We start from the raw sequence: 26,221 nt of genomic DNA, 5'->3' as shown, positions 1-26,221 counted from the left end.
AGCGGCTCGATATGACCGGCACGAGGATTCTGGCCGCTGCGCGGCTTTCTGCTCTGGTCCCCAGATCGGATTTCACTGCCGCTCCACCCCGTCAGGGAAAGGTCGCACTTACTCCTCACGGTCGTACGAGGGGCCTTTCAGGCACTCGCCGCGGCGACGCCCTTCCTGTCCGATTCCGCTCTGTCCGGCGCCGCCGATGTTCCCGGCACGAAGGCATCGAAGGCAGCCCAGAAATCGTCGCGGATCGCGTCGCGCTCGGACAGGATTTCGTGCCGGGCATCGGGCAGCACCATCAGGAAACCGGAGGGCATGCGGGCCACGAACCGCTCCGTGATCCTGGTATCGCAGACCGGATCGGCGCCGGCGGCGATGACGAGCGCGGGAATCCGAATGGCGGCGGCCGCGCGTGGATCGCTCAGCTTCGCCATGGCTCGGAACGCGCCAACGATCCAGCCGACGCTGGGATCGCCCACGGCACCGGCACCCACGGCCCGCGCCGCCTGTGCGTTGCGCTCGTACCGGGCTGGATCGCCGGAAAGACGGTTTCCCTGGAAGGGGTTCGTCGCGATGGAGACGGGCTTGCCACGGGGAATGTAGCGGCGCCCGAAGCCGAGCCGGTGCAGGATACGGGCGAGAAGGAAGCTCGCGCCCGGAAAACGGATCATCCGGATCGACAGCATCGGCGCCACGGTGACGATGCGGGTGAAGGGCAGCCACCCCTCCGCCGCCCCGGTGAGGGCGACCGCGCCGCCCATGGAATGGGCGAGGCACATATGCGGATGCGGCATCAGCGGCCGCAGGATCGCATCCTCGATCGCCTTCAGGTCGCGGTGGTAATCGTCGAACCGGGCGACATGCCCGCAATGCGGATCGGCGACCTGGCGTTGCGATTCCCCCTGGCCACGCCAATCGAACGCCACCACGGCGAAGCCGCGCCGGCGCAGGTCGGTGATGGTCTCGTAGTACTTCTCGATAAACTCGGCCCGACCCTGAAGCAGGCAGACCGTGCCCTTCACCAGCCGCGTCGTCGGGCGCCAATGGGCCACCCTCAAACCGATCCCGTCATCGGCATGGACCGTGACCAACGTGCCTCCCGGCGGAACCGGATTTTCAGGGGTCGAAGCAAGGGTCAACATCGGGGCGATCCGGACGAGAGGGTCGGCGTAAAAATTTGCATCCGTGGGGGTATCCAAACTCTTGAAGCCTTCCGGCACGCCTCCGATATTGGAGGAGCGCTGGCCGATACGGCGGCGCAATGGTCCGGCCCTCGGGCGGACATGAACGTTACATGTTGCTTCTTAAGGAGAATGTGTCATGCGCCAGTTCGATCTTGCTCCCCTCTATCGCTCCACCGTCGGTTTCGACCGCCTCTTCTCCGCCCTCGACCAGTTCGTGAGCGCCGACGCGGTCCCGACCTACCCGCCCTACAACATCGAGCGCACCGGCGAGAACGCCTATCGCATCACCGTCGCGGTGGCGGGCTTCACCGATTCCGACCTCTCCATCGAGGTGAAGGAAAACGCGCTGACGCTCAAGGGCGAGCGCAAGCCGGATGTCAGCCGGAAGGTAGAGGTTCTGCACCAGGGCATCGCGGCCCGCGGTTTCGAGCGCCGGTTCCAGCTCGCCGACTATGTCCAGGTGACGGGCGCGGCACTGGAGAACGGCCTGCTTCACATCGATCTCGTCCGTGAGATTCCCGAAGCCAAGAAGCCGCGCCAGATCCAGATCGCCACATCGGGCCCCGTGAAGGCGCCCGTGATCGAAGGTGCGGTCCAGCAGGCGGCGTGATCGCCACTGTTACGAAGAGGGGCGCCCCGGCCGCGATGCCGGGGCGTTTTCTCATGGTCAGTACCCGCCGAAGAAACGATCGCCGCGGCTCGGCTCCCGGCAGCGATAGCCCACGAGGCAATTCGGATCGTCGCGGGTGGGGGCATAGGCCGGGACGGTGATCTCGGTGACCTCGCAGAAACCCCGGTCGCGCACGAAGCGGTCGTAGGTGGCCCCGCCCGTGCCCAGCACGATACCTCGGCTCCGGGTGACCGTCGCCTGCGCCTGAGCGCAGGTCATGTCGGTGGTGGAGGCCCGCTGCGCGAGGGTGGGCCGGATCATGACCTGCGAGGCGACGCCCAGGATGGCGAGCGTGCCGATGAGACGGGAGACCTTGACCACGCTTGAATGAACCTCGTCCCGACCGCGCAGAATCGCACGGTCGGCCGAGAGCAACTCCGGACCGGCCCGTCAGGTTTCGGTCTCTTCCAAGTTTCGGTCTCTTCTCAGAGATCGCCGAACATCAGCTGTCCCTGCGGGCTCTGCCTGCGCGGCGAGGCCGCAGGCCTCTCCTTGCGGGCGGGCGGCTTCGGTGCCGGGCGGTCCCGCTTCGGCTCGCCCCGCATCCTGGCCTTCGCCTTGTCACGGGCCACAGCCTCGGGCGCGTTCGGATCGTCGTTCAGCCACTTGCCGCGCTTGATCACTTCGTTGACCCGGCCTTGGTTCACCCCGACCTTGAAGGCGATCTCCTGCTGGGTCATTCCCGTGGAGGCGTGGAGGTCGAGGATCGCCCTGGCGAGGTCCGGTGTCATCTTCTGCCCGGTGAGGCGCCGGGCCGGCTTGATCGTGCGCGTCGCCCTGTCGCGCTCGCGCATCCGCTCCAATAGGGCGAGCGCCATGTTCATGCCGTGCTCGCGCAACGACTCCTCGAATTCCTTCAACGTCGCCATCGTCGGCTTCCTCGTTGCCGTCGCGGCCGAACCTTCGAACCTGGCCGCGACCAGGAAGAACGGTCGGGCGTGCGCCAAGGTTGCGACGGATGCCATCGGTCGGTCAGCCATGGTTGAGCCCGCCCTGGCGCGATGACAACCGGCCGTCGACGTCATCCACCGCTAATGCATCGGGAGCGGGGCGTCGTATGGCTGAAGATGCTGCGCTTTATGCTGCCCTTGGCGGAAAGCCCGGCCTTCGGTTAAACCGCGCCATACGCGGCTTTGAGGACGCTTCCCCGATGATCAGCCCGATCCTTTCCGTCGCCCGCGACGGATCAGCTCCCGGCGCTCACTCCCTGGTCGATGCGCTGGAGAGCGGTTCGGTCCTGGTCTTCCACGACGAAGACTTTCCCTTCAGCGATTTCGAGCAGCGCTTCGTCCAGCGTCCCTTCGCCGACGGAAAGGCCAAGAACGTCAACATCCGCGGCAAGGAAGCCGCCCTCAGGGGCGCGGCCGGAACGCCCGAGGAGCAGGAGGCGCTTCGCCAACTCCTCATCCGCTACAAGGCCTTCGCGCAGGGCCTGATCGACCGGCACCTGCCGGCCTATACCGGCAAGGTCTCGCTGGCCGGCACGTCGTATCGCCCGTTCGAGGTGGACCAGCGCAAGCTGAGCTGGCGCCGCGACGATACCCGGCTCCACGTGGACGCCTTCCCGTCCAACCCGATCGGCGAGAAGCGCATCCTGCGCATCTTCCGCAACGTCAACCCGGACGGGCAGCCGCGCCTGTGGCGGGTGGGCGAGGATTTCGGCTCGATGGCGGAGAAGTTCCTGCCGCGCCTGCCCGGCTACTCGCCCTTCTCGGCCCGGGTACTGGCGGCCCTCCGCATCACCAAGGCGCGTCGCTCCGAATACGATCACCTGATGCTGCACCTCCACGATGCCCTCAAACAGGACATGGAGTATCAGGCGAAGGCACCCCAGGCCGATGTGCAGTTCGCCCCGGGCCAGACCTGGGTGACGTTCTCAGACCTCGTCATGCATGGCGCCATGGGCGGCCGCTACATGCTGGAACAGACCGCATACCTGCCCGTCACCAGCCAGGCCGATCCGGAGCGCAGCCCTCAGCGCATCCTGGCCAGGAAGCTCGGGCGCAAGCTGCAGTGACGTCCCACTCGCATCGATACGGATTTAGGACCGCACCATGATCCTCGAAATCGCGCAGATCGACATCAAGGCCGGTATGGAGGCGGAGTTCGAGGCCAACATCGCCAAGGCCTCGGAGATCTTCAAAGCCGCCAAGGGCTGCAGGAGCTTCGCGGTGCGCCGCTCCGTCGAGAAGCCGCAGCGCTACCGGCTCCTGATCGAGTGGGAGACCCTCGCCGACCATACCGAACTGTTCACCGGCTCGCAGGCCTGGAAGGATTACCGCGCGATGGTCTCGCCGTGTTTCGAGGGACCGCCCAGCGTCGAGCATACGGAGCTCACACTCCAGGCTTTCTGACGCCGGAGACGATCACCGCCCGGATTGGCGGACCAGCATCTTCATGCGGCTGTCGAGAAGCGCCCAGCGCTCCGAGATGCCGTCGCCGACGCAGGACCTGAAGGAATCGCCCGCGTAGAAGCCGACATTGGTCTCGATGTAGCGGCAATTCATCACCGGCGGCACCATCACGACGAGCGGGACGGGCAGGACGATCAGGCTGGCATCCAGCAGGAACCAGAAGAGCCATCCGCGGCCGAAGAGACGCCGCGGCCGATCCGCATCGTCGGAATCTTCATGCAGAGATCCGCGTGCATACAGAATGTCCCTGGCGACATCCTGATGGGTAGTGCGCGCCGGAGTGGCGGCATCGCGCTCGGCGCGCGCGTGGAAGAAGCCGGCACCGGCACGGAATGGGGTTCGGTTGGCCAGGACAGGCGACATCACACCCTCGAAAAGCTCGAGCGATTCGTATCATCGAAACCCTGCGTTGTGTCTGCCGGAACTACGCAGCGCTCCGCCGTTGCCGGAATACGGTTAAATACGGCACCTCGAATCGGGGACGGTCGATCGAGTCGGGTGACGCGGCTCAGCGAAGGCGGTCGGATATCGTCCTGAGCGTCGTTTCGATGGAGAGGGTGTGCCGGGTGATGTCCCGTCGCGCGCAGGCGGTGGTCCTGAGGAATTCCGGCATCATCGAGGACGGGCGGTATCCGCATTCCACGAAGATCGACAGGAGCAGGAAGGCCAGCGGCCCGAGCATCAGAAGGAGCCTGAAGCCGAGATAGGTACGGGCGAATCCGCCTTGGCCCGACCGGCGTCGCGCGTTGCCGGATCTTGCCCCGCCGGATCTTGCTTGGTCGGATCGTACCTCCTCCCTGCGCCGCGGCGGAGGTCCTTGCTCGGGCGGGCGGTCGAGATCCTCGTCGCCGTCGGGGAAATGCGCGTCACGAAACCGTTCGAGCTTGCTCCTGGCCATCACCGTCGTCTCGATCGCAGAGAGAGGCATCGTTCCCCGAACTTCGTAAGATTCGGATAATCACGGGCACGCCAAAGAAGCCGTGCACGGGCGATCCAGCCGATGCAGAAGCTCCGGAGGATGACGATCGGCACGGTGACAGCCGTCCGTCGACTGCGTACTGAAGGATGACAGCCTCGAAAAGGCGGTCTTGTCCGAAGCGTCCTGCACAAGCGTCAGTCGCCCATGATCCAGCGCCCCCTCCGCATCGGCACCCGAGGCAGCCCGATGGCCCTCGCGCAGACGGGGATGGTCCGCGACAAGATCGTCGCGGCCAATCCAGGGCTGGAGGCGGAACTCGTGGTGGTCAACACGGTGGCCGACCGCATCCTCGACCGGCCGCTCTCGGAGATCGGCGGCAAGGGCCTCTTCACGAAAGAGCTCGAACAGGCGCTCTTCGCCGATGTGGTCGACGTGGCCGTGCATTCGATGAAGGACGTTGAGACCTGGCTGCCGGACGGGCTGGTCATCGCGTGCATCCTGGAGCGGGACGATCCGCGCGACGCCTTCCTCTCCACGCAATCGGACGGCTTTGCCGGTCTCGCGGCGGGTGCGCGCGTTGGCACCTCGTCCCTGCGCCGGGCCGCCCAGGTCCTGATGCGGCGGCCGGACCTGCGCATCGTCCCCATGCGCGGCAACGCCAATACCCGGATGCGCAAGCTCGAAGAGGGCACCTGCGAGGCGACGCTCCTGGCACTCTGCGGCCTCGAACGTCTCGGCATGGCCGATATGGCGCGAAGCGTTCTCGCCGTCGACGAGATGCTCCCCGCAGTGGCACAAGGCGCCCTCGGCATCGAATGCCGGGAGGCGGATGCCGACATCCGGGCCCTGCTGAGGCCTCTCGAATCCGCCACCTCCACGGCCGAACTCGCAGCCGAGCGCGGCCTGCTGGCCGAACTCGACGGATCGTGCCGCACGCCGATCGCGGCCCTGGCACGGATCGAGGGTGAGATGCTGACCCTCGACGGCCTGCTGTTCCTTCCCGACGGCTCAGTCCATTGGGCCGTCCATCGCTCCGGCCCGGCATCGGACGCCGCCCGGATCGGACGGGACGCCGGAGCGGAACTGAAACGCGCGGCGGGCGACACCTATGCGAGGCATCTGCAATAGACCGCCCACCGCAACGGAAGCTCCCTGTTCGCTGAGGCGCGGCATTTTCGTAGCTTGCCGACGAGAGAGGAAAGGTTAATCGCTCACTCGGTACTGTCACCGTATGTTGTCATACATTCCCTGGCCGGGAGACACCGATGCACGATGTCGCCTCCGACAGATCGATAACCCCGAACGTCTTGATCCACCTCGATGTGGATACGTCGGACGGAGAGGTGATTACGATCGAGAACGGCGGCGATGCGACCCTGATCGCGGCGCTTCAGACGCGGATCGAGGCGCAGGCCCTGATCATCAGCCAGCAGGAACTGTCCCTCGCCCATAGCCGCAAGATCTTCGAGCGCGCGTCGGCCGCGGCCCGGATCGGGGTCTGGGAATGCCGCCTCGCAGACGAAGCCCTGACCTGGACCGACACCGTCTACCGGATCTTCGATCTGCCGGTCGGCTCGCCGGTGGATCGCAAGACCACCCTCGAATGCTACAGCCCGGGATCGAGGGCACAGCTCGAGGAAGTCCGGACCCGCGCGATCGCAGAGCGCAGCGGTTTCAGCCTCGACGCCGAGATCGTGACGGCGATGGGCAACCGGCGCTGGATCAGGCTGACCGCGACCGTCGAATGCGAGGACGACGCGCCCGTCCGCATCTTCGGCATGAAGCAGGACATCACCGAGGAAAAGCTCCTCTCCGATCGCACCCGCTACCTCGCCGAGTTCGACACCCTGACGGGCCTGCCCAATCGCAGCGTCTTCCAGGCCCGGCTCGCCGACATGGGACGGGAGGGCGCCCTCGTCCTCATCGACCTCGACGGTTTCAAGCAGGTCAACGACACCTATGGCCATACGGCCGGCGACATCTGCCTCGTCGAGGTCGGGCGCCGCCTGAGGGAGACATGCCGTCACACGGAGTTCGTCGCCCGCGTCGGGGGCGACGAATTCGGGATCGTGGTGGACGCTGCCATCGGCACGGAAGGCCTCTGCGCCCTGGCGGAACGGATCATCGGCGCCATGGGACGACCGATCGTCTCGGAGGAGCGGACCTTCGCCATAGGCGCCTCGGTCGGCATCGCGACCATGTCGCTCTCCACCCCGGAGAACATCTTTGCGCGGGCCGACACGGCGCTCTATGCCGCTAAGGCAGCGGGCCGCGGCACATTTCGTCTGGCAGCGCCCGCGGAGTGAGGGCGATCGCCTCAGGCCGACGCGTAATGCGGGGACGATAAGGGGGCCAGGCCGCGCTCGGTCGCCATCATCCGGGCGAGGGCGACGATCTCGCGAACCTGAAACGGCTTACGGACCGCCAGACTGCCCCGCAACGGCCTGCGCTCGAAATGCGCATTGGTGGATGCGTAGATGACCGGCCTGTCCGGGCGAAGCTCGCGAAAGACATCGGCCACCATCCAGCCGTCGATCATTCCGGGAAGATGGATGTCTGTCAGCAACCAGTCCAGGTCGCGGCCGTGAGTCCTGAGCAGCGTCAGAGCAGCCTCGCCGCTGGAAGCAGCGACCACTGCAAGGCCGGCTCGCTCGCACTGCGTCGTCAGCATATCCAGCAGGAGGTAGTTGTCCTCCACGATCAGAACTTTCGGCGCGTCACTCATGCGGACCATCGACTTTTTGCATCGATAAATGAATGCTGTAATGGTTAAGCTTCTCTCAACGACAACGTTGATTCGGTTGCCGGGCGTTCAGAACCCTCGTTCGTTCGGCCACATTCCTGAGATGGGCAAGGCCAATGACGGCAGGGCCAATGACGGCAGGGCCAATGACGGCGAGGACGATGGCGAGCGAAGGGGTGGGCGACACCTCCGCACGATCCGAGGTCTACGATCCGGCCATGCTGGCCGAGCTCGAGGACGTCTTCGGCCACGACCATCTGATGCAGCTCCTGTCGCTGCTCAGGGTCGAGATCGGCGAGAGATTCCGTATCGGAAACGACGAGCCCAGCGCGCTCGGTCGGGATGCGCATGCCCTGCTGTCGTCCAGCGGATCCCTCGGCTTCCTGGACCTCTCGCATCGCTGCTCGGACATCGAGCGGGCGTGCATCGCCGGCACCGATGTCTCCGTTCTCCTGCGGGACGTCAGGGCGGCGGCCGTTGGTGCCCTGGCGGCGATCAGCACCCTGGAGGCACGCGACCGGTGACGGTCCTGAGGCCAGCGACGGTCGGCCTGGCCCGTGCTGCGTTGCCGCAACGACACAGGCTCGCCGCGACCCGGTCGGAAGCCTCGCTTCGTCGCGCGGTCGCCGCATTTGAGGTGCGACACGAGGGATGTGCGAACATGAAAGCCGGTTTCCCGAGTAGAGGTGCCGGATGACACATCGCGCGACTGGAATTCGGGCGTGAAACGTCCCGTCAAGGTTGACGGAACCTTCGCTTAACCCGCTCGACCTACAACGACCGCATCACCGAACGACCCCGCGGAACGCCACTCCATCCGTCGTCCCGCCCGAGGAGACCTAGATCATGTCCATGACCGCGCGCTTTCGCGTGTTTCCGCTCGCGGCGGCTCTCTGCGCCGCGCTCAGCGTCGCCGCCTGCACCAACGACAAGGATCTGGCCGACGCTTCGGGATTTGCCGGCGGCGCCAACACGCCGGGCAGCGCGCAGGATTTCGTCGTCAATATCGGCGACCGGGTCTTCTTCGAATCGGATTCGACCGACCTGACCCCGACCGCCACGGCGACCCTCGACAAGCAGGCCCAGTGGCTGCAGCGCTATCCCCGCTACACCTTCCTGGTCGAAGGCCATGCCGACGAGCGCGGCACCCGCGAGTACAATTTCTCGCTGGGCGAGCGTCGCGCGCAATCCGTCAAGGACTACCTGTCCTCGCGCGGCCTCGCCGCCGGACGGATGCGCACGGTGTCCTACGGCAAGGAGCGCCCGGTGGCGGTCTGCAACGACATCTCCTGCTGGTCCCAGAACCGCCGCGCGGTGACGGTCCTCGACCGGGGCGCCGGCTCCTGAGCACCGGACGTTCGCCGTTTCCGGCCGCGGCCCCATTTTTGCCGCGTCCCGGAGCATCTGCTATCGGCGGCACGCCGCCGATGCGGCCGTGTCCTCGTCCGATCCGACCACAGGTGCCGTTTCCCATGCTCCGCCGCCTGCTCATCGTACCCCGTTCCTCGGCGTCCCGCCTTTTGGCGTCCACCTTCCTCGCGGCTTTTCTTCCGCTCGCCGCCATCGCCCCCGCGACGGCGCAGGATGCGTCGGACTTCGTCGTCCGCCTGAACCGCATCGAGAACCAGTCGCGCCAGATGGCCGGGCAGATCGAGACTCTCCAGTACGAGAACCGCCAGCTCAAGGAGCAGCTTCGCAAGTTCCAGGAAGACGTCGAGTACCGCCTGCAGGAGGGCAAGGGCGGCGCCGGCAAGCCTGCCGCCTCCCCATCGGGCACCAATCCCGGCCAGGCCAAGCCGCAGAAGCGCAGCGACGCCTTCGATCCCGAACAGAATCCGGGCCGTCCCGGCGGGCCGATGCCGCTCGGCACGACGATGCCTTCCGCCGCCATCGCCGCCGCTCCGCCATCGCGGACCCCGAGCGTGCCGCCGACCGTGGTCGAGGCCGATGACGACGAGCCGGGCCTGTCGCCTCCCGGCATCGGCGGCCCCGTCGACCTGACACCGCCCTCGCGCGTGCCGACGACGGGCGCGCTGCCGAGCCCCTCGCGTCCGATGACCAGCGTCGCGGCCACGGCCTCGGGCGACGCGCGGGCGGATTACGAGACGGCCTATGGCTACATCGCCGACCGCCATTACGAGCAGGCTGAGATGAGCCTGCGCCAGTTCATCCAGTCGCATCCGCGCGATGCGCAGGTGCCCTCCGCGACCTACTGGCTCGGCGAGAGCTACCTTCAGCGCAACCGCAACCGCGAGGCGGCCGAGCAGTTCCTGAAGGTCTCCACCGACTATGCCCGCTCGCCCCAGGCTCCCGATGCGATGCTGAAGCTCGGCGTCTCGCTCAACGCCCTCGGCGCCCGCGAGCAGGCCTGCGCCACTCTGGCCGAGCTGGAGCGGAAATTCCCCTCCGCCTCGCCCGGTCTCCGCCAGAGCGTGGCCCGCGAGCAGAAGCGCGCGCGCTGCGCCGCTTGAGCGCGGAACCTTCGACCGACGACGCGGACGCATTGCTCGCCGCTCCGCTGCGGCCCTACCTGAACGTATCTCCCTTGCTGATCGCGGTCTCCGGCGGCCCGGATTCCACCGCTCTGATGCATCGGGCGGCGCGCCTCGGCTCCGCGTATCCGATCCATGTGGCGACGGTGGATCACGGCCTGCGTCCCGAGAGCATCGTTGAGGCACGGAAGGTGGGTCTCGCCGCCCGGGCGCTGGGACTGCCCCACCACATCCTCACCTGGGAGGGCGACAAGCCGAGCCGGGGAATCCAGGCCGCGGCCAGGAATGCGCGTTACGGGCTTCTGGCGGAATGCGCGGGCCTGATCGGTGCCGAGACCGTGCTCACCGGTCACACCGCCGACGACCAGGCCGAGACGGTGCTCATGCGCCTCTTTGCCGGAAGCGGTCCGACGGGTTTGGCCGGCATGCGGCGGGAGCGGGAACTCGCGCCGGGCCTGCGCCTCGCGAGGCCGTTCCTCCATATCCGCAAGGCGGACCTCGTCGCCTATTGCGACCGCCATGGGCTCGAACCCCTGCGCGATCCGTCGAATGCCGACGAACGCTTCGCCCGCGCCCGCCTGCGGCGTCTGATCCCGGATCTCGCCACCGAGGGCCTCGACCCGGAACGCCTCTGCCGCCTCGCCGACCGCATGGCCCGCGACGAGGAGGCGCTGCTCCAGGCCGCGCGCACGGCCCTCGCCGCGCATCGGGTTCCCGCGCGTACTGACGTCGTGCTCGATGGCCAGGCGCTCGCCGCCCTGCCGGACGCGATCCTGCTGCGCGCGGTCGATCTCGCTCTGAGCGAGGCCGGGGGAGGGGGCTCGCAACGCCTCGAGCGCCTGGAGCGGCTGGTCTTCGAAGACCTGCGCCCGGCTCTCGCGGCGGGGGTTCCGATAAGGCGGACGCTGCGCGGCATCCTGGTCGATCTGGGGGAAGACGGCGTGCTTTCCTTCGGTCGGGCCCCGGCGCGGCGGTCGCCGTCTTAGGGCCGCGCTCACCTTTCCCCTGACAGGCTTGCCGCAGGCTGGCCCGATTTACTTGGCAAGGGGGTCGGCACTGCCTACATTGCCGACATGCATCCGAGTGATCCGCCCCTTTAGCGCGGGACCGGACGCCCCCAGGGATTGATCGATGAACCCGAACTTCCGCAACTTTGCCTTGTGGGTCGTCATCTTCCTGCTCGTGCTGGCCCTCGTCACCCTGTTCCAGAATCCTGGACATCGGGGCGGCGGCAGCGAGATCGCCTACAGCCAGCTTCTGAACGACGCCGATTCCGGCAAGATCCAGACGGTTGTGATCTCCGGGCAGGATGTGAGCGGCACCTATGTGGGCGGTGGCAACTTCACCTCCTATGCGCCCAACGACCCGAACCTGGTGTCGAAGCTGCAGAGCAAGGGTGTGCAGATCACCGCGCGTCCGCCTTCCGACAACACCCCCTGGTTCATCCAGCTGCTCGTGAGCTGGCTGCCGATCCTCGTCTTCATCGGCGCCTGGATCTTCCTCAGCCGCCAGATGCAGTCGGGTGCGGGCCGTGCCATGGGCTTCGGCAAGTCGAAGGCCAAGCTCCTCACCGAGGCCTCTGGCCGCGTGAGCTTCGACGACGTGGCCGGCGTCGAGGAGGCCAAGGAGGACCTGCAGGAGATCGTCGAGTTCCTTCGCGACCCGCAGAAGTTCCAGCGTCTCGGCGGCCGTATCCCGCGCGGCGTGCTCCTCGTCGGCCCCCCGGGTACGGGTAAGACCCTGATCGCCCGGGCGGTCGCGGGCGAGGCCAACGTGCCGTTCTTCACCATCTCGGGCTCGGACTTCGTCGAGATGTTCGTCGGCGTCGGCGCGTCGCGTGTCCGCGACATGTTCGAGCAGGCCAAGAAGAACGCGCCCTGCATCATCTTCATCGACGAGATCGACGCGGTCGGCCGTCATCGCGGCGCCGGCCTTGGCGGCGGCAATGACGAGCGCGAGCAGACCCTCAACCAGCTCCTCGTGGAGATGGACGGGTTCGAGGCCAACGAGGGCGTGATCATCATCGCGGCCACCAACCGCCCCGACGTGCTCGACCCCGCCCTGCTGCGTCCGGGCCGCTTCGACCGCCAGATCATGGTGCCGAATCCCGACGTCGTCGGCCGTGAGCGCATCCTGCGCGTCCACGTTCGCAAGGTGCCGCTGGCGCCCGACGTCGACCTCAAGGTCATCGCCCGCGGCACTCCCGGTTTCTCGGGCGCCGACCTGATGAACCTCGTCAACGAATCTGCCCTGCTGGCCGCGCGCCGCGGCAAGCGCATCGTCACGATGCACGAGTTCGAGGACGCCAAGGACAAGGTGATGATGGGCGCCGAGCGTCGGACGCTGGTCATGACCGAGGACGAGAAGCGGCTCACCGCCTATCACGAGGGCGGCCACGCCATCGTCGCCTTCAACGTGCCGGCCACCGACCCCGTCCACAAGGCGACGATCATCCCTCGCGGCCGGGCCCTCGGCATGGTCATGCAGTTGCCCGAGCGCGACAAGCTCTCGATGAGTTTCGAGCAGATGACCTCGCGTCTCGCCATCATGATGGGCGGCCGCATCGCCGAGGAGATGACCTTCGGCGCCGACAAGGTGACCTCGGGCGCCCAGTCGGACATCGAGCAGGCCACGCGCCTGGCCCGCATGATGGTCACCCGCTGGGGATTCTCGCCCGAGCTCGGCACCGTCGCCTACGGAGAGAACAACGACGAGGTCTTCCTCGGCATGTCCATGGGCCGTCAGCAGACGGTCTCGGAGGCGACCGCCCAGAAGATCGACGCGGAGGTCCGCCGCCTCGTCGAGACCGGGCTTGAGGAAGCCCGCCGCATCCTCGGCGAGCACAAGGACGACCTCGAGGCGCTGGCTCAGGGCCTGCTCGAATACGAGACCCTGTCGGGCGACGAGATCCGCAACCTCATCGCCGGCAAGCCGCCGATCCGCGATGCCGGCGACGGGCCGACGCCGATCCGTGGCTCTTCCGTCCCATCAGCGGGCCGGGGCCGGCCGCGGGAGAACGACGGCGGGTTGGAGCCTCAGCCGCAGGCGTGAGGCGCCATCGACAGTGTCGAGATGACAAAGCGGCGAGGGCGACCTCGCCGCTTTTTCTTTTGATTGTAAATCGATACCATCCGCGGCATCCCCGATCGACCTGCTGATGGCATCCACCATCTGGCACGGCAATCGAAACCGGGTGGCGACATCGCATGCATGAGGCGTCCCAGGGTGCGATCGGTGAGCTGACCAACCCCGAGCGGCGCCTCGTCGAGGCCTGCCGAGACGGTGAGATCCTGCGGCTCGGCCCCGACGAATCGGTTCGCGCGGGCGTCGTCCGGGCACTCGTCTGCGTGGAGCGGGCGGAATGGCCGGTCGCCCCCGAGGGTGTGCGGCTGGTCGGCGGCCGGGTCGAGGGCCTGCTCGCCTGCGCCGACCGCGAGCTCGTCCGGCCGCTCTGGATCGACGAGGCCGAGATCCCGGACGGACTCGACTTCACCAACAGCCATACCCGGACCCTGTCCTTCGAGAAGAGCCGCATCGGCAACGGGTTGCGCGCGCAGGGCATCACCATCGCCGGGCCGCTGTTCATCCCGCACGCGACCATCGTCGGCACCTGCGATCTCAGCGGCGCAGCCATCGCCAGCACGGTCACGGCCGAAGGGACGGTGTTCGATCATCCGACCGGCGACGCCATCAATGCCCAGCGCAGCGCCATGGCGGGCATGTTCCTGAACCACGCGACGATCAGGGGCGGCTGCCGCTTCCTCGGTGCGACCATCCGGGGGCAGTTCGTCGCCGTGGGCGCGCTCTTCGACAATCCGGAAGGCGACGCCATCGACGTTCAGGACATTGCCGTCGCCGGGATGTTCCTCGACGGCGCCAGGATCAACGGCGTCTGCCATCTCGTCAGCGCCCATATTGGTGCGCAATTCGCCGCCGAGGGAGCGGCGTTCCACAATCCGAACGGAACCGCCATCAACGCGCAGGGCAGCCGCATCGGCAGCGTCATCCTGCGCAGCGGCACGGGCCCCGGCGACGCTCCCGTCCGCGGCACGATCATGGGCAGCATGAACTTCAGCCGGGCCACGGTGGAGCATCATTTCGAGATCAGCGGCGCCACGCTCGTGGGCGGCCCGTTCGGCGCGCTCGACGCGCGCGGCATCGAGACGAAGGGACGGTTCATCATCGGGCGCGGCGCCCACATCACCGGCGCGATCCTGCTCTCGGGCGTCGAGATCCGCGGCTCCCTCGACTTGTCCGGGAGCCAGCTCCTGTCGAGCGCCTTCGCCGAGAGGGCGCATGGCGGGATGAGCATCGAGGAGGATCCGCTCCGCTTCCTGGCGCTCGACCTTAGCGAATCCGCGATCTCGCAACTGATCATGCCGGATGCCGCCGACCTCCGGTATCCGGGCTGCGGGCGACCGCACGGCATCCTCGATCTGTCGCGACTGAAGGTGGGGACCTACGTCGATTTCGCGTCCGCCTGGCCCGTTCCCGCATCCCTTCGCCGGCGCGCCTGTCCGAGCCGGTTCATCGACGCGAAGGGCCGCGATGCCGATCACCTCGTCCTCGACGGATTCGAGTACCAGCATCTCGACAATCCGGATGGCGACGCCGTTCCGGCCGTCCCGACGCATACGGCGCGTCAGCGCTGGCTGCGCGGGCAATCCTGCGACGACCTCTTCACCCGGCTGCGCCCGCAGCCGTGGCGACATCTCGCCAAGGTGCTGGCGAGCCAGGGCTACGAGGAGGATGCCCATCGCATCGCCATCGCCCGCCGCGTGGCCGAGCGGCACGCCCGCGAGACCGGCTGGTTCCTGCGCTGCGTCAGCTGGCTGCTGCACGTCCTGGCCGATTACGGGTTCAACCCGTGGAAGGCGGTGGGCTGGTCGGTCACCGTCATCGTGGTCTGGGCCGCGGTCTATACCGGCGCGGCCTTCGAATCCTGCAAGATGGGACCGCGCCTCTGCCAGGAAGGCGAGATCTTCGTCCGGACCGCCGCCGCCGATTTCGTGCCAGGGGTAACGAGCAGCGACGAAGCCAAGGAGAAGCTCGTCAACCTCTACCCGGCCTTCGATCCGCTGGCCTATTCGTTCGATACGTTCATGCCGCTCTTCGACGCGGGGACGGACCGCTTCTGGCGGGTGAACACGGCGAGCTGGCAGGGCGTGGCGCTGTACTATTTCAGCATCGCCGAGCAGATCGAGGGGGCCGTCCTCGTCTCGCTGATCATCACCGGCTTCACCGGATTGCTCACCCGCGACGAAGCCTGAACGCGCCGCGCCCGCCACCATTCGTTTGCCATGCTTCGATACCATTCAGCGACCGGGACCGGCTATGATGGGCCGTCACGATCGGGAATGAAGCACGTGCGCAAGTATTTCGGGACGGACGGCATCCGCGGCCGCGCGAACGGGGTGATCACCCCGGAACTCGCCCTCAAGGTGGGGCAGGCGGCAGGATTGGTGTTCCAGCGCGGCGAACACCGTCACCGGGTGGTGATCGGCAAGGATACCCGCCTGTCCGGCTACATGATCGAAACGGCGCTCGTCGCCGGCTTCACCTCGGTCGGCATGGACGTGATGCTGCTCGGCCCGATGCCGACGCCGGCGGTCGCCATGCTCACCCCCTCCATGCGCGCCGATCTCGGGGTGATGATCTCGGCCTCGCACAACCCGTTCGAGGATAACGGCATCAAGCTGTTCGGGCCCGACGGGTTCAAGCTCAACGACGAGGTCGAGCGCGAGATCGAGGCGCTGATCGACGGCGAGCTGCACAAGAAGCTCGCCGGCCCGCGCGATCTCGGCCGCGCCAAGCGGATCGAGAGCGTGCATGCCCGCTACATCGAGTTCGCCAAGCGCACCCTGCCGCGCAACGTCACCCTCGACGGCCTGCGCGTGGTGGTCGATTGCGCCAACGGCGCGGCCTATCGCGTGGCGCCCGAAACCCTGTGGGAGCTCGGCGCCGAGGTGATCGCCATCGGCGTCGAGCCCGACGGGTTCAACATCAACCACGATGTCGGCTCCACGGCGCCCGCCGCCCTCTCCGCCAAGGTGCGGGAATTGCGGGCGGATATCGGCATCGCCCTCGACGGCGACGCCGACCGCGTCCTCATCGTCGACGAGAAGGGCCAGTCGGTGGACGGCGATCAGCTGATGGCCGTGGTGGCGCGGTCCTGGAAGGACGACGACCGCCTGACCCAGCCGGGCCTGGTCGCGACGATCATGTCCAATCTCGGTCTCGAGCGATTCCTCGGCGGGATCGGCCTCGGCCTCGCCCGTACCGCCGTCGGCGACCGTTACGTCCTCGAGCACATGCGCGAGCACGGCTACAATCTCGGCGGCGAGCAATCGGGCCACATCATCATGTCGGATTACGCCACCACCGGGGACGGCCTCGTGGCGGCGCTCCAGCTGCTCAGCGTGGTCAAGCGGCAGGAACGCCCGGTGAGCGAGGTCTGCCACTGCTTCGACCCGCTGCCGCAGATCCTGAAGAACGTCCGCTACCGTTCCGGCACGCCGCTGCAGCAGGATGCGGTGGTCACCGCCATCGCCCATGGCCGCGAGCGGCTCGGCAATACCGGCCGCGTCGTCATCCGTCCCTCCGGCACCGAGCCGGTGATCCGCGTGATGGCCGAGGGCGACGACCGCAGCCTCGTCACGGAAGTCGTCGACGACATCGTGGAAGCCGTCACCAAGGCGGCGGCCTGAATCTAACTCCCGGACGCGGTGCCCGCCGCCCGGCGGCAGTCCTAGTCCTGCAACGCCTTCGGGGCGAGGCATCGCCATGCCGCGAGGAGGGCGCTCCTGAGCGTCTCCTCGTCCGCTTCCTCGAGCGACAGGCTGGTCCATCCGCGCCGTCCCCACGCACCGGAGACGGGTTCGAACAGATCCGGCTCGGCCTCGACGACGACCGCCTGATGCTCGGCCGTGAACTTCAGGACGACGCGCTCCTCGTCGACCCAGAGAGTCGCGAAGATCCGGCCGCCGATCCGGAAGTCCGGATGGCCCATATGGGCGCCTTCCTCGACCTCCGGAAGCATCAGCGCCAAGGCGCGCACGTCTTCAGGGCGCATCAAACAATCTATCCCCTGGTTGATCCGCGCGAGATCGCCGCACCACCGGGCCGACGGAGTGTCCGCCAGATGCGGCACAGTCCCGGCTCGATAAACATTCGGCAAGGCTAACATTTAACGTTAAGCCCGATTTAACTCCTTCGGGACATGATCGCTCAGTCACCCCGGCCGGTATTCTCTCGCGCCCGGCGAACGATCGAGTGAAGGACCCATTATGCGCCGCTCCAAGCTTTCCGCCTTGGCGCGCTCGATCACGCTCCTTGCGAGCGTGGGAGCGCCGTGCCTTGCGCAGGCCGCCGACCTGCTGCCGACCCTGCCGCCCGAGCCGCTGCCCCCGCCCGTCGAGATCGGCGGCGGCTGGTACCTGCGCGGCGATGTGGGTGTCGGTGCCCTCGACCTTCGCAGGACGGTGGCACAGGACGTTTCCCATCCGCCTGCCGCCTACAAATACGCCACGCTGCAGGATTATGTCGGCGATCAGGCCTTCGTCGGCGCCGGTGTCGGTTACCAGTTCAACCCCTGGCTCCGCTTCGACGTCACCGGCGAATACCGGACCCAGACGGATTGGACCTTCACGGCCCGGGATACCACCTTCAAGCCGGACGGCACCGGCTACAACCGCACCACCGGCAAGTTCGCCTCCATCGTCGGCCTCGCCAACGGCTATGTCGATCTCGGCACCTGGTATGGCGTGACTCCGTTCGTCGGTGGCGGCGTCGGCGTCGCCCACCACATGTTCGGCAACGTCACCGATCAGGGCTACGGCGATTATCAGGGCGGCTTCGGCAAGGCCCCCGACAAGGACAAGACCAGCTTCGCCTGGGCGGCCCATGCCGGTCTCGGCTACTCCGTCACGCCGAACCTGAAGCTCGAAGTCGCCTACCGCTACCTCAACATGGGTTCGGCACAGACCGGTGCCGTCGCCTGCCTGCCTGCCGACCTGTGAACTTCAGACGGTCTACCACGTCAAGGACCTGACCTCCCACGACGTCAAGATCGGCATGCGCTGGCTTCTCGGCGGCGTGGAAGCCCCGCTGGTCGATTACCAGCCGATGCCGGGCCCCATCGTCCGCAAGTACTGAGACCCGCTCACGGATCGATCCATCATCGGTCCCGACGGTTTCGCAGAAACGGCTCGAAGACACGGCGCGGATTTCGATCCGCGCCGTTTCCGTTCATTCCGAACGAACCCGGCGCCACCCGAATCCTGCGGCCGAAGCGAATGTGCCGTTAGGGTTAAGGCGATCATAACCTTTTAAAATCATGGTGTTGCTCAGTCGAGTTCCGTGCCGGCATGAATCCGCACCATGCACTCTCCGGCCGATGCCTCCTTGAGGATCATGATGACCGCGCCCCGCACGAACCGTTCCGCAGCCGTCGCCGCGATCCTTTCCGGCCTGGCGATCGGCATTTCCGCGCCGGCCTTCGCCGCCGATCTCCTGCCGCCGCCCCCGCCTCCGCCGGCGCCGGCCCCGGTGCAGATCGGCAGCGGCTGGTACCTGCGGGCGGACTTCACCGAGAGCTACTACAACCATCCCAAGGACTCGACGCTGCCCGACCCCAACGACCCGGGCATGCCTCCGCTGGTGCGCCTGCGGCTGAGCCACGAGGCGGGCTATGGCGGTGGCGTCGGCTACCGCTTCAACAACTGGCTCCGCATGGACGCCACCATCGACCAGCGCGGGGCGAGCCGGTTCAGCACCTATTCCTCGCGCTCCAACTTCGTCACCGGCTACAATATCGAGGCCGGCAAGCTCGACGTGCTCACCGGGCTCGTGAACGTCTATGCCGATCTCGGCACCTGGTGGGGTCTCACGCCCTATATCGGCGCGGGCATCGGTGTGGCGGACAAGAGCTTCAACAACGCCTACACGCAGACCACCTGCATCATTCCCGGTTGCGACGGTTCTCCGGGCGCTGGCGCCCGCCCGGCGGCCAAGCGCCGCGACGGCTCGGTCACGTCGCTGGCCTGGGCCCTCACCGGCGGCGTCTCCTACGAGATCGGTGCGGGCTTCGCCCTCGATGCGAGCTATCGCTACGTCAATCTCGGCCGCGCCAAGACCGGCCTCGACGATTACTTCTACGGCACCCGCCTGAAGGACATCACGGCCAACGAAGTCCGTGTCGGCCTGCGCTACAGCTTCGCCGGCGGCACGAGCCCGCTCGGTGGCGGCTATGGCGGCGGGAATCCCTACGAGTAGCGGAGGCCGGGACCCGGCCTCTCCGCACGCACCGGGACCTTCGAATGCAGAAAGCCCGCCGGCCCGTGCCGAGCGGGCTTCTTCATGACCGAAGATCTGAAAATACCCGCCTTTCAAAGTCTCCCGGCGCGGGAGAAACGGACTATTAAGGTTACTCAAGTAGTAAGGAGGCAGGGTTCGGAAAGAACAGTTGGGCTCTAGCCCTGAGGACGACCTCGATGCGTACCGCCACTCTCGCACTTCTGACCAGCGTGACCCTCGTCTGGTTCTCGACGGCCCAGGCCGCCGATCTCGATTACGGCGTCCTGCGCGGCCCCGATTACGAGCCCGCCTCCGCCGAGATCGACTGGAACGGCTTCTATTTCGGCGCTCATGCGGGCTACAGCTCCGCATCGCTCGGCTTCAAAAATGCCTACAAGGACATGCTGCTCGACGAGATCCACGACACGACCGGCGAAACTATCTTCAACGCATCAACTCTTCTACGTCAAGGTTCCAGGCGAATTGATTCAACAACGTTCGGTGGATTTGCCGGATATAACTACCAATTCGATGAAATCGTAATCGGCATTGAAGTCGATTATACAAGCTTCAATGGCTCTGGCACTGTATCTGGCGTGACTGGTAGAAGTAAGATTTTAGAAAGCGGCCTATTTGAAGCCGTCGAAGTTGGAGCAAAATCGTCGACAAAAATAAATGATTACGGCACTATTCGCGCAAGAGCTGGCTACGTGATAGGCAATTTTCTACCATTTATCACCGGAGGACTTGCCATTGGTCGTGCAAAAGTTGAAGATAAAGTCAACTATAAAGATTATGGATTTGATCAGGCCGCATATTTGGCCAATCAAACCTCAGGAAAAAACTCAGATATTTATAACTTTGGATATCAATTTTTTAACCAGAACAATCCCAATAGTTCTATACCCGGCGATACTCCTCTAACCCGCACGAAGACGAAGGTCGTCGGCGGCGTAACGCTCGGTGGCGGCCTGGAATTCGCCCTGACGCAGAACATCCTCCTGCGCGGTGAATATCAGTATGTTCTGTTCAACGACTTCGACGGACATACGGTCAATATCAACACCGTCCGCGGCGGCGCAGCCGTGAAGTTCTGAGCCCGCACCGGGGAACGCGCGTTAAGCGCTTCCTCGTATCTCTGCCGCTATGATCGCGGGCGTCGGGCGAGACAGCCCGCAGAGCCGCCGGGACGACAGACCATGATCCGCCTTGCCCTCGCCGCCGGTGCCGTCGCGCTGAGCCTCGTCTCCATCCCGGGTGCCGAGGCGGGCGACCATCATCGCCGCCTCCATGCGAGCCACCAATACGGACCGCATGTCCATGCCCAGCGTCACCGGGCGATGCTGCCTCCGCACATCCCATACCGCGATCCGGCCTATCGCCCCGTTCGCCGCGCCTTCGCACCGGTCTACGGCCCGCCGGTGGTCCAGGGTTTCGTCCAGCCGCGCAACCTCAATGCGCCGGTCTACAACGAGCCGCCGCCGCGCTTCTTGCCGTACTGACCCGCCTCAACTCTCCAGCTCGCTGTCCCAGTAGAGGTAGTCGAGCCAGCTGTGGTGGTATTCGCGATGGTCGAATTCCGGCTGGCGGCGATGCAGCTCGTAGCGGGTCGGCCGGTGCGGCTCGTGCAGCAGCGGCATCTCGGCCTCGGCAGGAGTGCGGTTCGCCTTGCGCAGGTTGCAGGGGGAACAGGCCGCGACGACGTTCTCCCAGCTCGACAATCCGCCGCGCGAGCGCGGGACCACGTGGTCGAAGGTCAATCCGCCGGACGGCATCCGCAGGCCGCAATACTGGCAGGAGAAGGTGTCGCGCAGGTAGATGTTGTAGCGGGTGAAGGCCGGGCTGCGTGCCAGTGTGACGTAGTTCTTGAGGGCGACCACGCTCGGTACCCGCAGGGCCCGGCTCGGGGAGCGCGCCTCGACATCGTAGCTGGCCACCAGGGTGACCCTGTCGAGGAAGAGGGCGGTGAAGGCGTCCTTCCAGGACCATAACGACAAGGGATTGTAGGAGAGCGGCCGGTAATCCGCGTTCAGGACGAGCGTTTGGAGATCCAGCATCGGCGCTACTCTCTTGACGGATCGACAGGGGGACGACACGGCCCGTATCGCTGCGGCGTCGTCCCCGGATGATGAAAGATCGGTGGTCCCGGCAGTCGCGGCTTCGACCATGGCGCCGGAACGCAGCGACCGGATGCCGGTGGCCGGGTCGGCGAGCGACGCGAAGAGCGCGGGATGTCGGGCAGGGCCGGCCCGCCTGGGCTTAGCCAAAAGCGGTCGCATCGGGCGGAAACGCCCGGTTCGTGGCGAGGCACATCGACTTGGACGGCCAACGCCACCTCCTCGTGTCGATACGAAAAGGCCCTGTCCATCGTCGCTTAGTCTAATATCAGCGTGACACGCTTGTGAAGGTTGCCCGGTGGATCCGCGACGTCGCGGCCCACAAACTTCGCGCGGGCGGGACGAAAAAGACCTCGGCGGCACCCTTTCGCCCCATTGATGGGCCATGTGGCGGCCCGATTTTCGCCCCTGCGCTCGGCGCCTTGGGTCGTGATCCGGACATGGTATCCGTCCGTGCCGGAGACGCCATTCCGCCCCGACTGGCCCGCTTCGCGCAGGCAGGCTTTCGGGCGGCGGGTGCCGATGACGGGCCGGCGCCGCGTGCCGACGAAAGGAACGACATGATACTGGGCTTCTCGAAGGGCAGGATGCGACCTGCAGCGCTCCTCGCCGCGTGGATGGGTGCATCCCTTCTGAATCCCATCCCGGCCCTGGCGCAGGGAGCACCCGCCGCCCCCGCGCAGACCGAACCGGCCAAGCCGGCGCCCACCGGGGCCGCGGCGCCCGCTGCTGCCCCCGCTCCCGCCCCGGCCGCGAAGCCGACGGCGCCGAAGCCGGCGGTGTCGGAGGCGATCCAGAACGTCCGAAACCGCCTCGACGAGGCCAAGGCCAATCTCGACGAGCGCGAGAAGATGCTCGCGGGCCGCAACGTCGATCCGGCCAACCTGCTGAAAGCCCGCGACGGGCTCGACGCCATCGCCGACCGCATCCGCCTGATCATCGACGCGACCACCCCGCGCCTCGACGCGGCCCGCGAGCGGCTGGCGCAGCTCGGCCCGAAGCCGAAGGAAGGCGATGAGGGCGAGGACGTCGCGAAGGAGCGCTCCGAGCGCGAGCACGCGGTGGCCGAGATCGACGAGACCCAGCGGCTTGCGAAATCGCTGCTCGTCCAGAGCGACCAGATCATCGACCAGATCACCAACAAGCGCCGGGCCGCCTTCACCCGCGGCCTGTTCGAGCGGTCGTCCGCGCTGGTGAATCCCGATCTGTGGATGCGCATCGCCGACGACATCCCGCGCGACGTGCGCGCCCTTCAAGCTGCCGTCAGCGATATCGCGGGGCTGTTCACCCGCAACGGGTCGATCTGGAACCTCCTCCTTCTCGGCATCGCGCTCGGCATCTCGGTGGCGCTGTATTTCGGGCGCCGCAACATCGCGCCGCGCCTCGGGCGGCGCAGCCAGAGCGTGGTCGACCCCACGCAGCGCATGAAGCTGATGGCGGCCTGGCGCGTCTTCCTCCTCGGCACAGTGCCGGCGGTGGTGGGCAGCTACGCGGTCTATTACGCCCTCGACGCCACCGACCTGCTGCCGCAACGGCTCATGCCGGTGGCCGGCGCCATCCTCGGCGGCCTCGCCTTCATCGCCTTCGTCGAAGCCCTGTGCGACGCGCTGCTCTCGCCGGAGAAGCCGTCCTGGCGTCCCGCACCGGTGAGCGATTCGACCGCCTGGCGCCTGACCACCCTGGCGGTGAGCATCGCCACGGTGATCACCGTGGTGAAATCCATCGAGGCGCTCAATTCCGGCATCTACGCCGCCTTGTCGATCTCCATCGCCACCCGCGGCATCGGCGCGCTGGCGACGATCCTCATCCTCGCCATCGGCCTGCATCGCTTCGCCGACACGGCGGACAAGGAGGAGGCCTGCTTCGGCCCCTACGTCGCCCCCGAATCCACCACGACGATCGGCGGTCCGGCCCGGCTCCTCGGATGGGCCGCCGTCATCGTCATCGGCATCGCCCCGCTGGTCGGCTACGTCGCCTTCGCCGCCTTCCTCATCGACCAGCTGGTCTGGACGGCGTGCCTGATCGTGCTCCTCTACCTGCTGATCTCCAGCGCCGACACCTTCATCGGCGGCACGCTTAAGGACGAGACGCGCTTCGCCACGGCGCTCCAGGCCAATACCGGCCTGCGCAAGCGCTCGATCAACCAGATCGCCGTGCTCACCACCGGCATCGCCAGGGTGCTGCTGATCGTGGTGGCGGCCCTGCTGGCGCTGGCGCCCTGGGGCCTCGATTCCACGGACGTGTTCACCTCCGTGCGGAGCGCGTTCTTCGGCTTCAAGGTCGGCGACGTGACGATCTCGCTCTCCACCATCGCCTATGCGGTGGGGCTCCTGTTCATCGGCGTGGTCATCACCCGGGCGATCCAGCGCTGGCTGGAACAGACCTACCTGCCGGCCACGGATCTCGATGCGGGCCTGCGCAATTCCATCTCCACCATCACCGGATATTGCGGCTTCCTGCTCGCCCTGGCGCTCTCCTTCTCCTATCTCGGCCTGAGCCTGGAGAAGCTGACGATCGTGGCCGGCGCCCTCTCCGTCGGTATCGGTTTCGGCCTTCAATCCATCGTCAACAACTTCGTCTCCGGTCTGCTGCTCTTGTGGGAGCGCCCGATCCGCGTCGGCGACCAGGTGCTCATCGGCGACTCGGAAGGCATCGTGAAGCGCATCTCCGTGCGCTCCACCGAGATCCAGACCTTCGACCGCTCGGCGGTGATCGTGCCGAACTCGAACCTGATCTCCGGCATCGTCAAGAACCGGGTCCGCGGCGACCGCACCGGCCGGGTGACCATCACGGTCAACGTCCTGCGCAACCAGGACCCGGTGCGCGCCGCCGAGATGCTGATCGCCTGCGCCTCGGCCCATCCGGACGTGCTGAAGGAGCCGGCGCCCCGGGTGGTGTTCCGCAAGATCGGCGATCCCTTCCTCGAATTCGAGCTGATCGCGATGATCGTCGACGTCAGCATGAGCCTCAAAGTCACGAGCGACCTGAACTTTTCGGTGTTTCAGACCTTGTCCGGCGCAGGGTTCATTCCGGCCCTCGGCCCCGGATCGAGCGTCGTCACGGTCCAGGGTCTCGAGCCCGTCCAGACGGCGCTCGGGCAGATCGCCGGGGTGTTCGCGCAGAGCCGGAGCCAGGATCGGCCGGCGCAGGATCCGGATGCCGGCGAGGGCGAGAGCGCACCGTCGGCGAACGAGGAGGCCGAACCGATCCGGTCGGCAACGCCTCGTGAACCGGCACGGCGTAAGAGTCCTGCCAAGGTGTCCTAGACCGGCACGACGGACGACGAGCGCGAGGCGGGAACGATGAAGGTGGGATTTCGGGCGATCGGCCTCGTGCTTCTGGGAAGTGCCACATTGTCCGGATGCGCCACCGACGCGCCGACGACCGGAGCGCTCCCCAGCCTGTACTGGCCGATGACCACCTCCGGTGCGCTGGTCGATTCGGCTACCGCCCGCGACATGATCTCGGCCTATCGCGCCCGCAGCGGCGGTGCGCCGCTGCGGATCGACCCCGAATTGCAGCGTCTCGCGGAAGCTGAGGCCGCAGCGATGGCCGCCGCCGACAAGCCGAGCCAGGCGCAGACCGTGAAGGTCGCGGTGCAGCGCCTCGGCTATGCCGGGGCGCAGGCCAACCTGTCCGCCGGCTATCACACCCTGGCGGAAGCCTTCTCTGGCTGGCGCGACAGTCCGGCGCACAACGCCGTGATGCTCACCCCCGCCGCCACGCGCATGGGCATCGCCACGGCCTACGCGCCGAACTCGAAATACAAGGTGTACTGGGCGCTCCTCGTCGCAGAGTGATGCCGGCTCGGACGGCAACAGTGTCCTGGCGCCCTATCCGTCATCGACAGCCCGGCGAGGCGAACGATGGCACCGGCCGTTTCAGGCCGCGCGAAACAACCGTGATCTCGCCGCCTGCGCCAGAAAGCCGGATCGGCTTTCGCCCGCGGCTTCCGCGGCACGATCGATCCGCTTGAGCAAATTCTCCTCGACGGAGATGTTCACCCGTACGGCCTTGCCCGGCAGGTCGATTTCGAGAAGACAGACTACGGCCCCGTCACTGTCTTCGCGAAACGCCGCGTCGCGACGCAGTTCGTCGAGGGACCGCACGGCCGGCATTTCGTCCCCATGCTCCACCATGCCGACCACGTGGAAGGCCAGCATCTCTGCCGCTTTGCGGAACAGCGTGTCAGGATCGCCGGCAACGGTGGTCGCTCCGGGAAAATCGGGGAAGGAGGCCCCGAAGGAGCCGTTCTCCTCATGGATCAGCATAACGATGAGTGCCATCTGCGAACCCTCTTGAAACCGTGTTGCAATGAGACTTGCCGGTCGCGAAGCGTGCCGAACTTCATCGGAGCGTTTCCGAAAGAGCCGAAAACCCAAGCGGCGGGATGC

General features: G+C 66.6%; 26 protein-coding genes and 1 pseudogene. 18 read left to right on the top strand and 9 right to left on the bottom strand.

What is annotated here, in order from left to right; translation table 11 throughout:
* Positions 1 to 137 precede the first annotated feature (137 nt).
* A complete protein-coding gene (locus tag ACFQ4G_RS11305; protein ID WP_238206344.1) occupies positions 138 to 1,136 on the bottom strand; it encodes an alpha/beta fold hydrolase in 999 nt (332 codons plus the stop codon).
* Positions 1,137 to 1,314: 178 nt separating this feature from the next.
* Here ACFQ4G_RS11305 and ACFQ4G_RS11300 point away from each other — a divergent pair, with 178 nt between their 5' ends.
* Positions 1,315 to 1,788, top strand: a complete 474-nt coding sequence (locus ACFQ4G_RS11300; RefSeq protein WP_238206343.1) for an Hsp20 family protein — start codon at positions 1,315 to 1,317, stop codon at positions 1,786 to 1,788.
* A 57-nt stretch (positions 1,789 to 1,845) separates the two neighbouring features.
* Here the strand turns inward: ACFQ4G_RS11300 and ACFQ4G_RS11295 are convergent, their stop codons facing one another.
* A complete protein-coding gene (locus ACFQ4G_RS11295; RefSeq protein ID WP_238206418.1) occupies positions 1,846 to 2,109 on the bottom strand; it encodes a hypothetical protein in 264 nt (87 codons plus the stop codon).
* A gap of 164 nt (positions 2,110 to 2,273) precedes the next feature.
* Positions 2,274 to 2,717, bottom strand: a complete 444-nt coding sequence (locus ACFQ4G_RS11290) for an RNA polymerase subunit sigma-70 (RefSeq protein WP_238206342.1) — start codon at positions 2,715 to 2,717, stop codon at positions 2,274 to 2,276.
* 281 nt (positions 2,718 to 2,998) lie between these two features.
* Here ACFQ4G_RS11290 and ACFQ4G_RS11285 point away from each other — a divergent pair, with 281 nt between their 5' ends.
* Positions 2,999 to 3,865 carry a Kdo hydroxylase family protein gene (locus tag ACFQ4G_RS11285; protein ID WP_238206339.1) on the top strand — a complete coding sequence of 289 codons (867 nt, stop codon included), beginning with the start codon at positions 2,999 to 3,001 and terminating at the stop codon, positions 3,863 to 3,865.
* A 37-nt stretch (positions 3,866 to 3,902) separates the two neighbouring features.
* Complete coding sequence (locus ACFQ4G_RS11280; RefSeq protein WP_238206337.1) at positions 3,903 to 4,202, top strand: antibiotic biosynthesis monooxygenase family protein; 300 nt, start codon at positions 3,903 to 3,905, stop codon at positions 4,200 to 4,202.
* A gap of 12 nt (positions 4,203 to 4,214) precedes the next feature.
* On the opposite strand, the gene ACFQ4G_RS11275 is transcribed toward ACFQ4G_RS11280, so the two are convergent.
* Positions 4,215 to 4,625: a hypothetical protein gene (locus ACFQ4G_RS11275; protein ID WP_238206335.1), complete on the bottom strand. Its 411-nt coding sequence runs from the start codon at positions 4,623 to 4,625 to the stop codon at positions 4,215 to 4,217.
* A gap of 145 nt (positions 4,626 to 4,770) precedes the next feature.
* Complete coding sequence (locus ACFQ4G_RS11270) at positions 4,771 to 5,190, bottom strand: hypothetical protein (protein ID WP_238206333.1); 420 nt, start codon at positions 5,188 to 5,190, stop codon at positions 4,771 to 4,773.
* Positions 5,191 to 5,385: 195 nt separating this feature from the next.
* Here ACFQ4G_RS11270 and hemC point away from each other — a divergent pair, with 195 nt between their 5' ends.
* Complete coding sequence (gene hemC, locus ACFQ4G_RS11265; protein WP_238206331.1) at positions 5,386 to 6,309, top strand: hydroxymethylbilane synthase; 924 nt, start codon at positions 5,386 to 5,388, stop codon at positions 6,307 to 6,309.
* 179 nt (positions 6,310 to 6,488) lie between these two features.
* Positions 6,489 to 7,487 carry a diguanylate cyclase domain-containing protein gene (locus tag ACFQ4G_RS11260; RefSeq protein ID WP_238206329.1) on the top strand — a complete coding sequence of 333 codons (999 nt, stop codon included), beginning with the start codon at positions 6,489 to 6,491 and terminating at the stop codon, positions 7,485 to 7,487.
* An 11-nt stretch (positions 7,488 to 7,498) separates the two neighbouring features.
* Here ACFQ4G_RS11260 and ACFQ4G_RS11255 read toward each other — a convergent pair whose 3' ends face one another.
* Positions 7,499 to 7,906 (bottom strand): response regulator, encoded by a 408-nt coding sequence (locus tag ACFQ4G_RS11255; protein ID WP_238206327.1) that lies wholly within the window; start codon positions 7,904 to 7,906, stop codon positions 7,499 to 7,501.
* A 179-nt stretch (positions 7,907 to 8,085) separates the two neighbouring features.
* Here ACFQ4G_RS11255 and ACFQ4G_RS11250 point away from each other — a divergent pair, with 179 nt between their 5' ends.
* From ACFQ4G_RS11250 to glmM, 7 genes are all read left to right on the top strand, one after another.
* Positions 8,086 to 8,448, top strand: a complete 363-nt coding sequence (locus ACFQ4G_RS11250; RefSeq protein ID WP_238206325.1) for an Hpt domain-containing protein — start codon at positions 8,086 to 8,088, stop codon at positions 8,446 to 8,448.
* Positions 8,449 to 8,770: 322 nt separating this feature from the next.
* On the top strand, positions 8,771 to 9,271 hold the full coding sequence (pal, locus tag ACFQ4G_RS11245; RefSeq protein ID WP_018043035.1) for a peptidoglycan-associated lipoprotein Pal: 501 nt from the start codon (positions 8,771 to 8,773) through the stop codon (positions 9,269 to 9,271).
* Positions 9,272 to 9,396: 125 nt separating this feature from the next.
* Positions 9,397 to 10,395: a tol-pal system protein YbgF gene (ybgF, locus tag ACFQ4G_RS11240; protein ID WP_238206323.1), complete on the top strand. Its 999-nt coding sequence runs from the start codon at positions 9,397 to 9,399 to the stop codon at positions 10,393 to 10,395.
* A complete protein-coding gene (tilS, locus tag ACFQ4G_RS11235; protein WP_238206321.1) occupies positions 10,392 to 11,402 on the top strand; it encodes a tRNA lysidine(34) synthetase TilS in 1,011 nt (336 codons plus the stop codon). The genes ybgF and tilS overlap by 4 nt, the downstream gene beginning before the upstream one ends.
* Positions 11,403 to 11,547: 145 nt before the next feature.
* Entirely contained in the window at positions 11,548 to 13,467 is a 1,920-nt protein-coding gene (gene ftsH / locus ACFQ4G_RS11230; RefSeq protein WP_238206319.1) for an ATP-dependent zinc metalloprotease FtsH, read from the top strand.
* Positions 13,468 to 13,622: 155 nt separating this feature from the next.
* Positions 13,623 to 15,686, top strand: coding sequence for a hypothetical protein (locus ACFQ4G_RS11225; protein ID WP_238206317.1), 2,064 nt, complete (start codon positions 13,623 to 13,625; stop codon positions 15,684 to 15,686).
* A 96-nt stretch (positions 15,687 to 15,782) separates the two neighbouring features.
* On the top strand, positions 15,783 to 17,123 hold the full coding sequence (gene glmM / locus ACFQ4G_RS11220; RefSeq protein ID WP_238206416.1) for a phosphoglucosamine mutase: 1,341 nt from the start codon (positions 15,783 to 15,785) through the stop codon (positions 17,121 to 17,123).
* Positions 17,124 to 17,164: 41 nt separating this feature from the next.
* Here the strand turns inward: glmM and ACFQ4G_RS11215 are convergent, their stop codons facing one another.
* Complete coding sequence (locus tag ACFQ4G_RS11215; protein ID WP_238206315.1) at positions 17,165 to 17,488, bottom strand: MmcQ/YjbR family DNA-binding protein; 324 nt, start codon at positions 17,486 to 17,488, stop codon at positions 17,165 to 17,167.
* A 214-nt stretch (positions 17,489 to 17,702) separates the two neighbouring features.
* On the opposite strand from ACFQ4G_RS11215, the pseudogene ACFQ4G_RS11210 reads away from it, so the two are divergent.
* From ACFQ4G_RS11210 to ACFQ4G_RS11195, 4 genes and pseudogenes are all read left to right on the top strand, one after another.
* Positions 17,703 to 18,570, top strand: a pseudogene (locus ACFQ4G_RS11210) (outer membrane protein).
* Between the two features lie 258 nt (positions 18,571 to 18,828).
* The gene (locus tag ACFQ4G_RS11205; RefSeq protein ID WP_379040202.1) at positions 18,829 to 19,689 is read left to right on the top strand and encodes an outer membrane protein; all 861 of its coding nucleotides are present in this window, start codon (positions 18,829 to 18,831) and stop codon (positions 19,687 to 19,689) included.
* Positions 19,690 to 19,907: 218 nt separating this feature from the next.
* Entirely contained in the window at positions 19,908 to 20,807 is a 900-nt protein-coding gene (locus tag ACFQ4G_RS11200) for an outer membrane protein (RefSeq protein WP_238206311.1), read from the top strand.
* 102 nt (positions 20,808 to 20,909) lie between these two features.
* A complete protein-coding gene (locus tag ACFQ4G_RS11195; RefSeq protein ID WP_238206309.1) occupies positions 20,910 to 21,212 on the top strand; it encodes a hypothetical protein in 303 nt (100 codons plus the stop codon).
* Positions 21,213 to 21,218: 6 nt separating this feature from the next.
* Here the strand turns inward: ACFQ4G_RS11195 and ACFQ4G_RS11190 are convergent, their stop codons facing one another.
* On the bottom strand, positions 21,219 to 21,767 hold the full coding sequence (locus ACFQ4G_RS11190) for an HNH endonuclease (RefSeq protein WP_238206307.1): 549 nt from the start codon (positions 21,765 to 21,767) through the stop codon (positions 21,219 to 21,221).
* Positions 21,768 to 22,414: 647 nt separating this feature from the next.
* Between ACFQ4G_RS11190 and ACFQ4G_RS11185 the strand changes: the two genes are divergently transcribed.
* Positions 22,415 to 25,093 carry a DUF3772 domain-containing protein gene (locus ACFQ4G_RS11185; protein ID WP_379040199.1) on the top strand — a complete coding sequence of 893 codons (2,679 nt, stop codon included), beginning with the start codon at positions 22,415 to 22,417 and terminating at the stop codon, positions 25,091 to 25,093.
* 36 nt (positions 25,094 to 25,129) lie between these two features.
* Entirely contained in the window at positions 25,130 to 25,627 is a 498-nt protein-coding gene (locus tag ACFQ4G_RS11180; RefSeq protein ID WP_238206303.1) for a CAP domain-containing protein, read from the top strand.
* An 81-nt stretch (positions 25,628 to 25,708) separates the two neighbouring features.
* Here the strand turns inward: ACFQ4G_RS11180 and ACFQ4G_RS11175 are convergent, their stop codons facing one another.
* A complete protein-coding gene (locus ACFQ4G_RS11175; RefSeq protein WP_238206301.1) occupies positions 25,709 to 26,113 on the bottom strand; it encodes a type II toxin-antitoxin system HicB family antitoxin in 405 nt (134 codons plus the stop codon).
* Between the last annotated feature and the right edge of the window lie 108 nt (positions 26,114 to 26,221).

Origin of the sequence: Methylobacterium marchantiae, from assembly GCF_042679825.1 — a bacterium.
Classification (GTDB): Bacteria; Pseudomonadota; Alphaproteobacteria; order Rhizobiales; family Beijerinckiaceae; genus Methylobacterium; species Methylobacterium marchantiae.
This window is presented reverse-complemented; position numbering and strand designations above follow the sequence as displayed.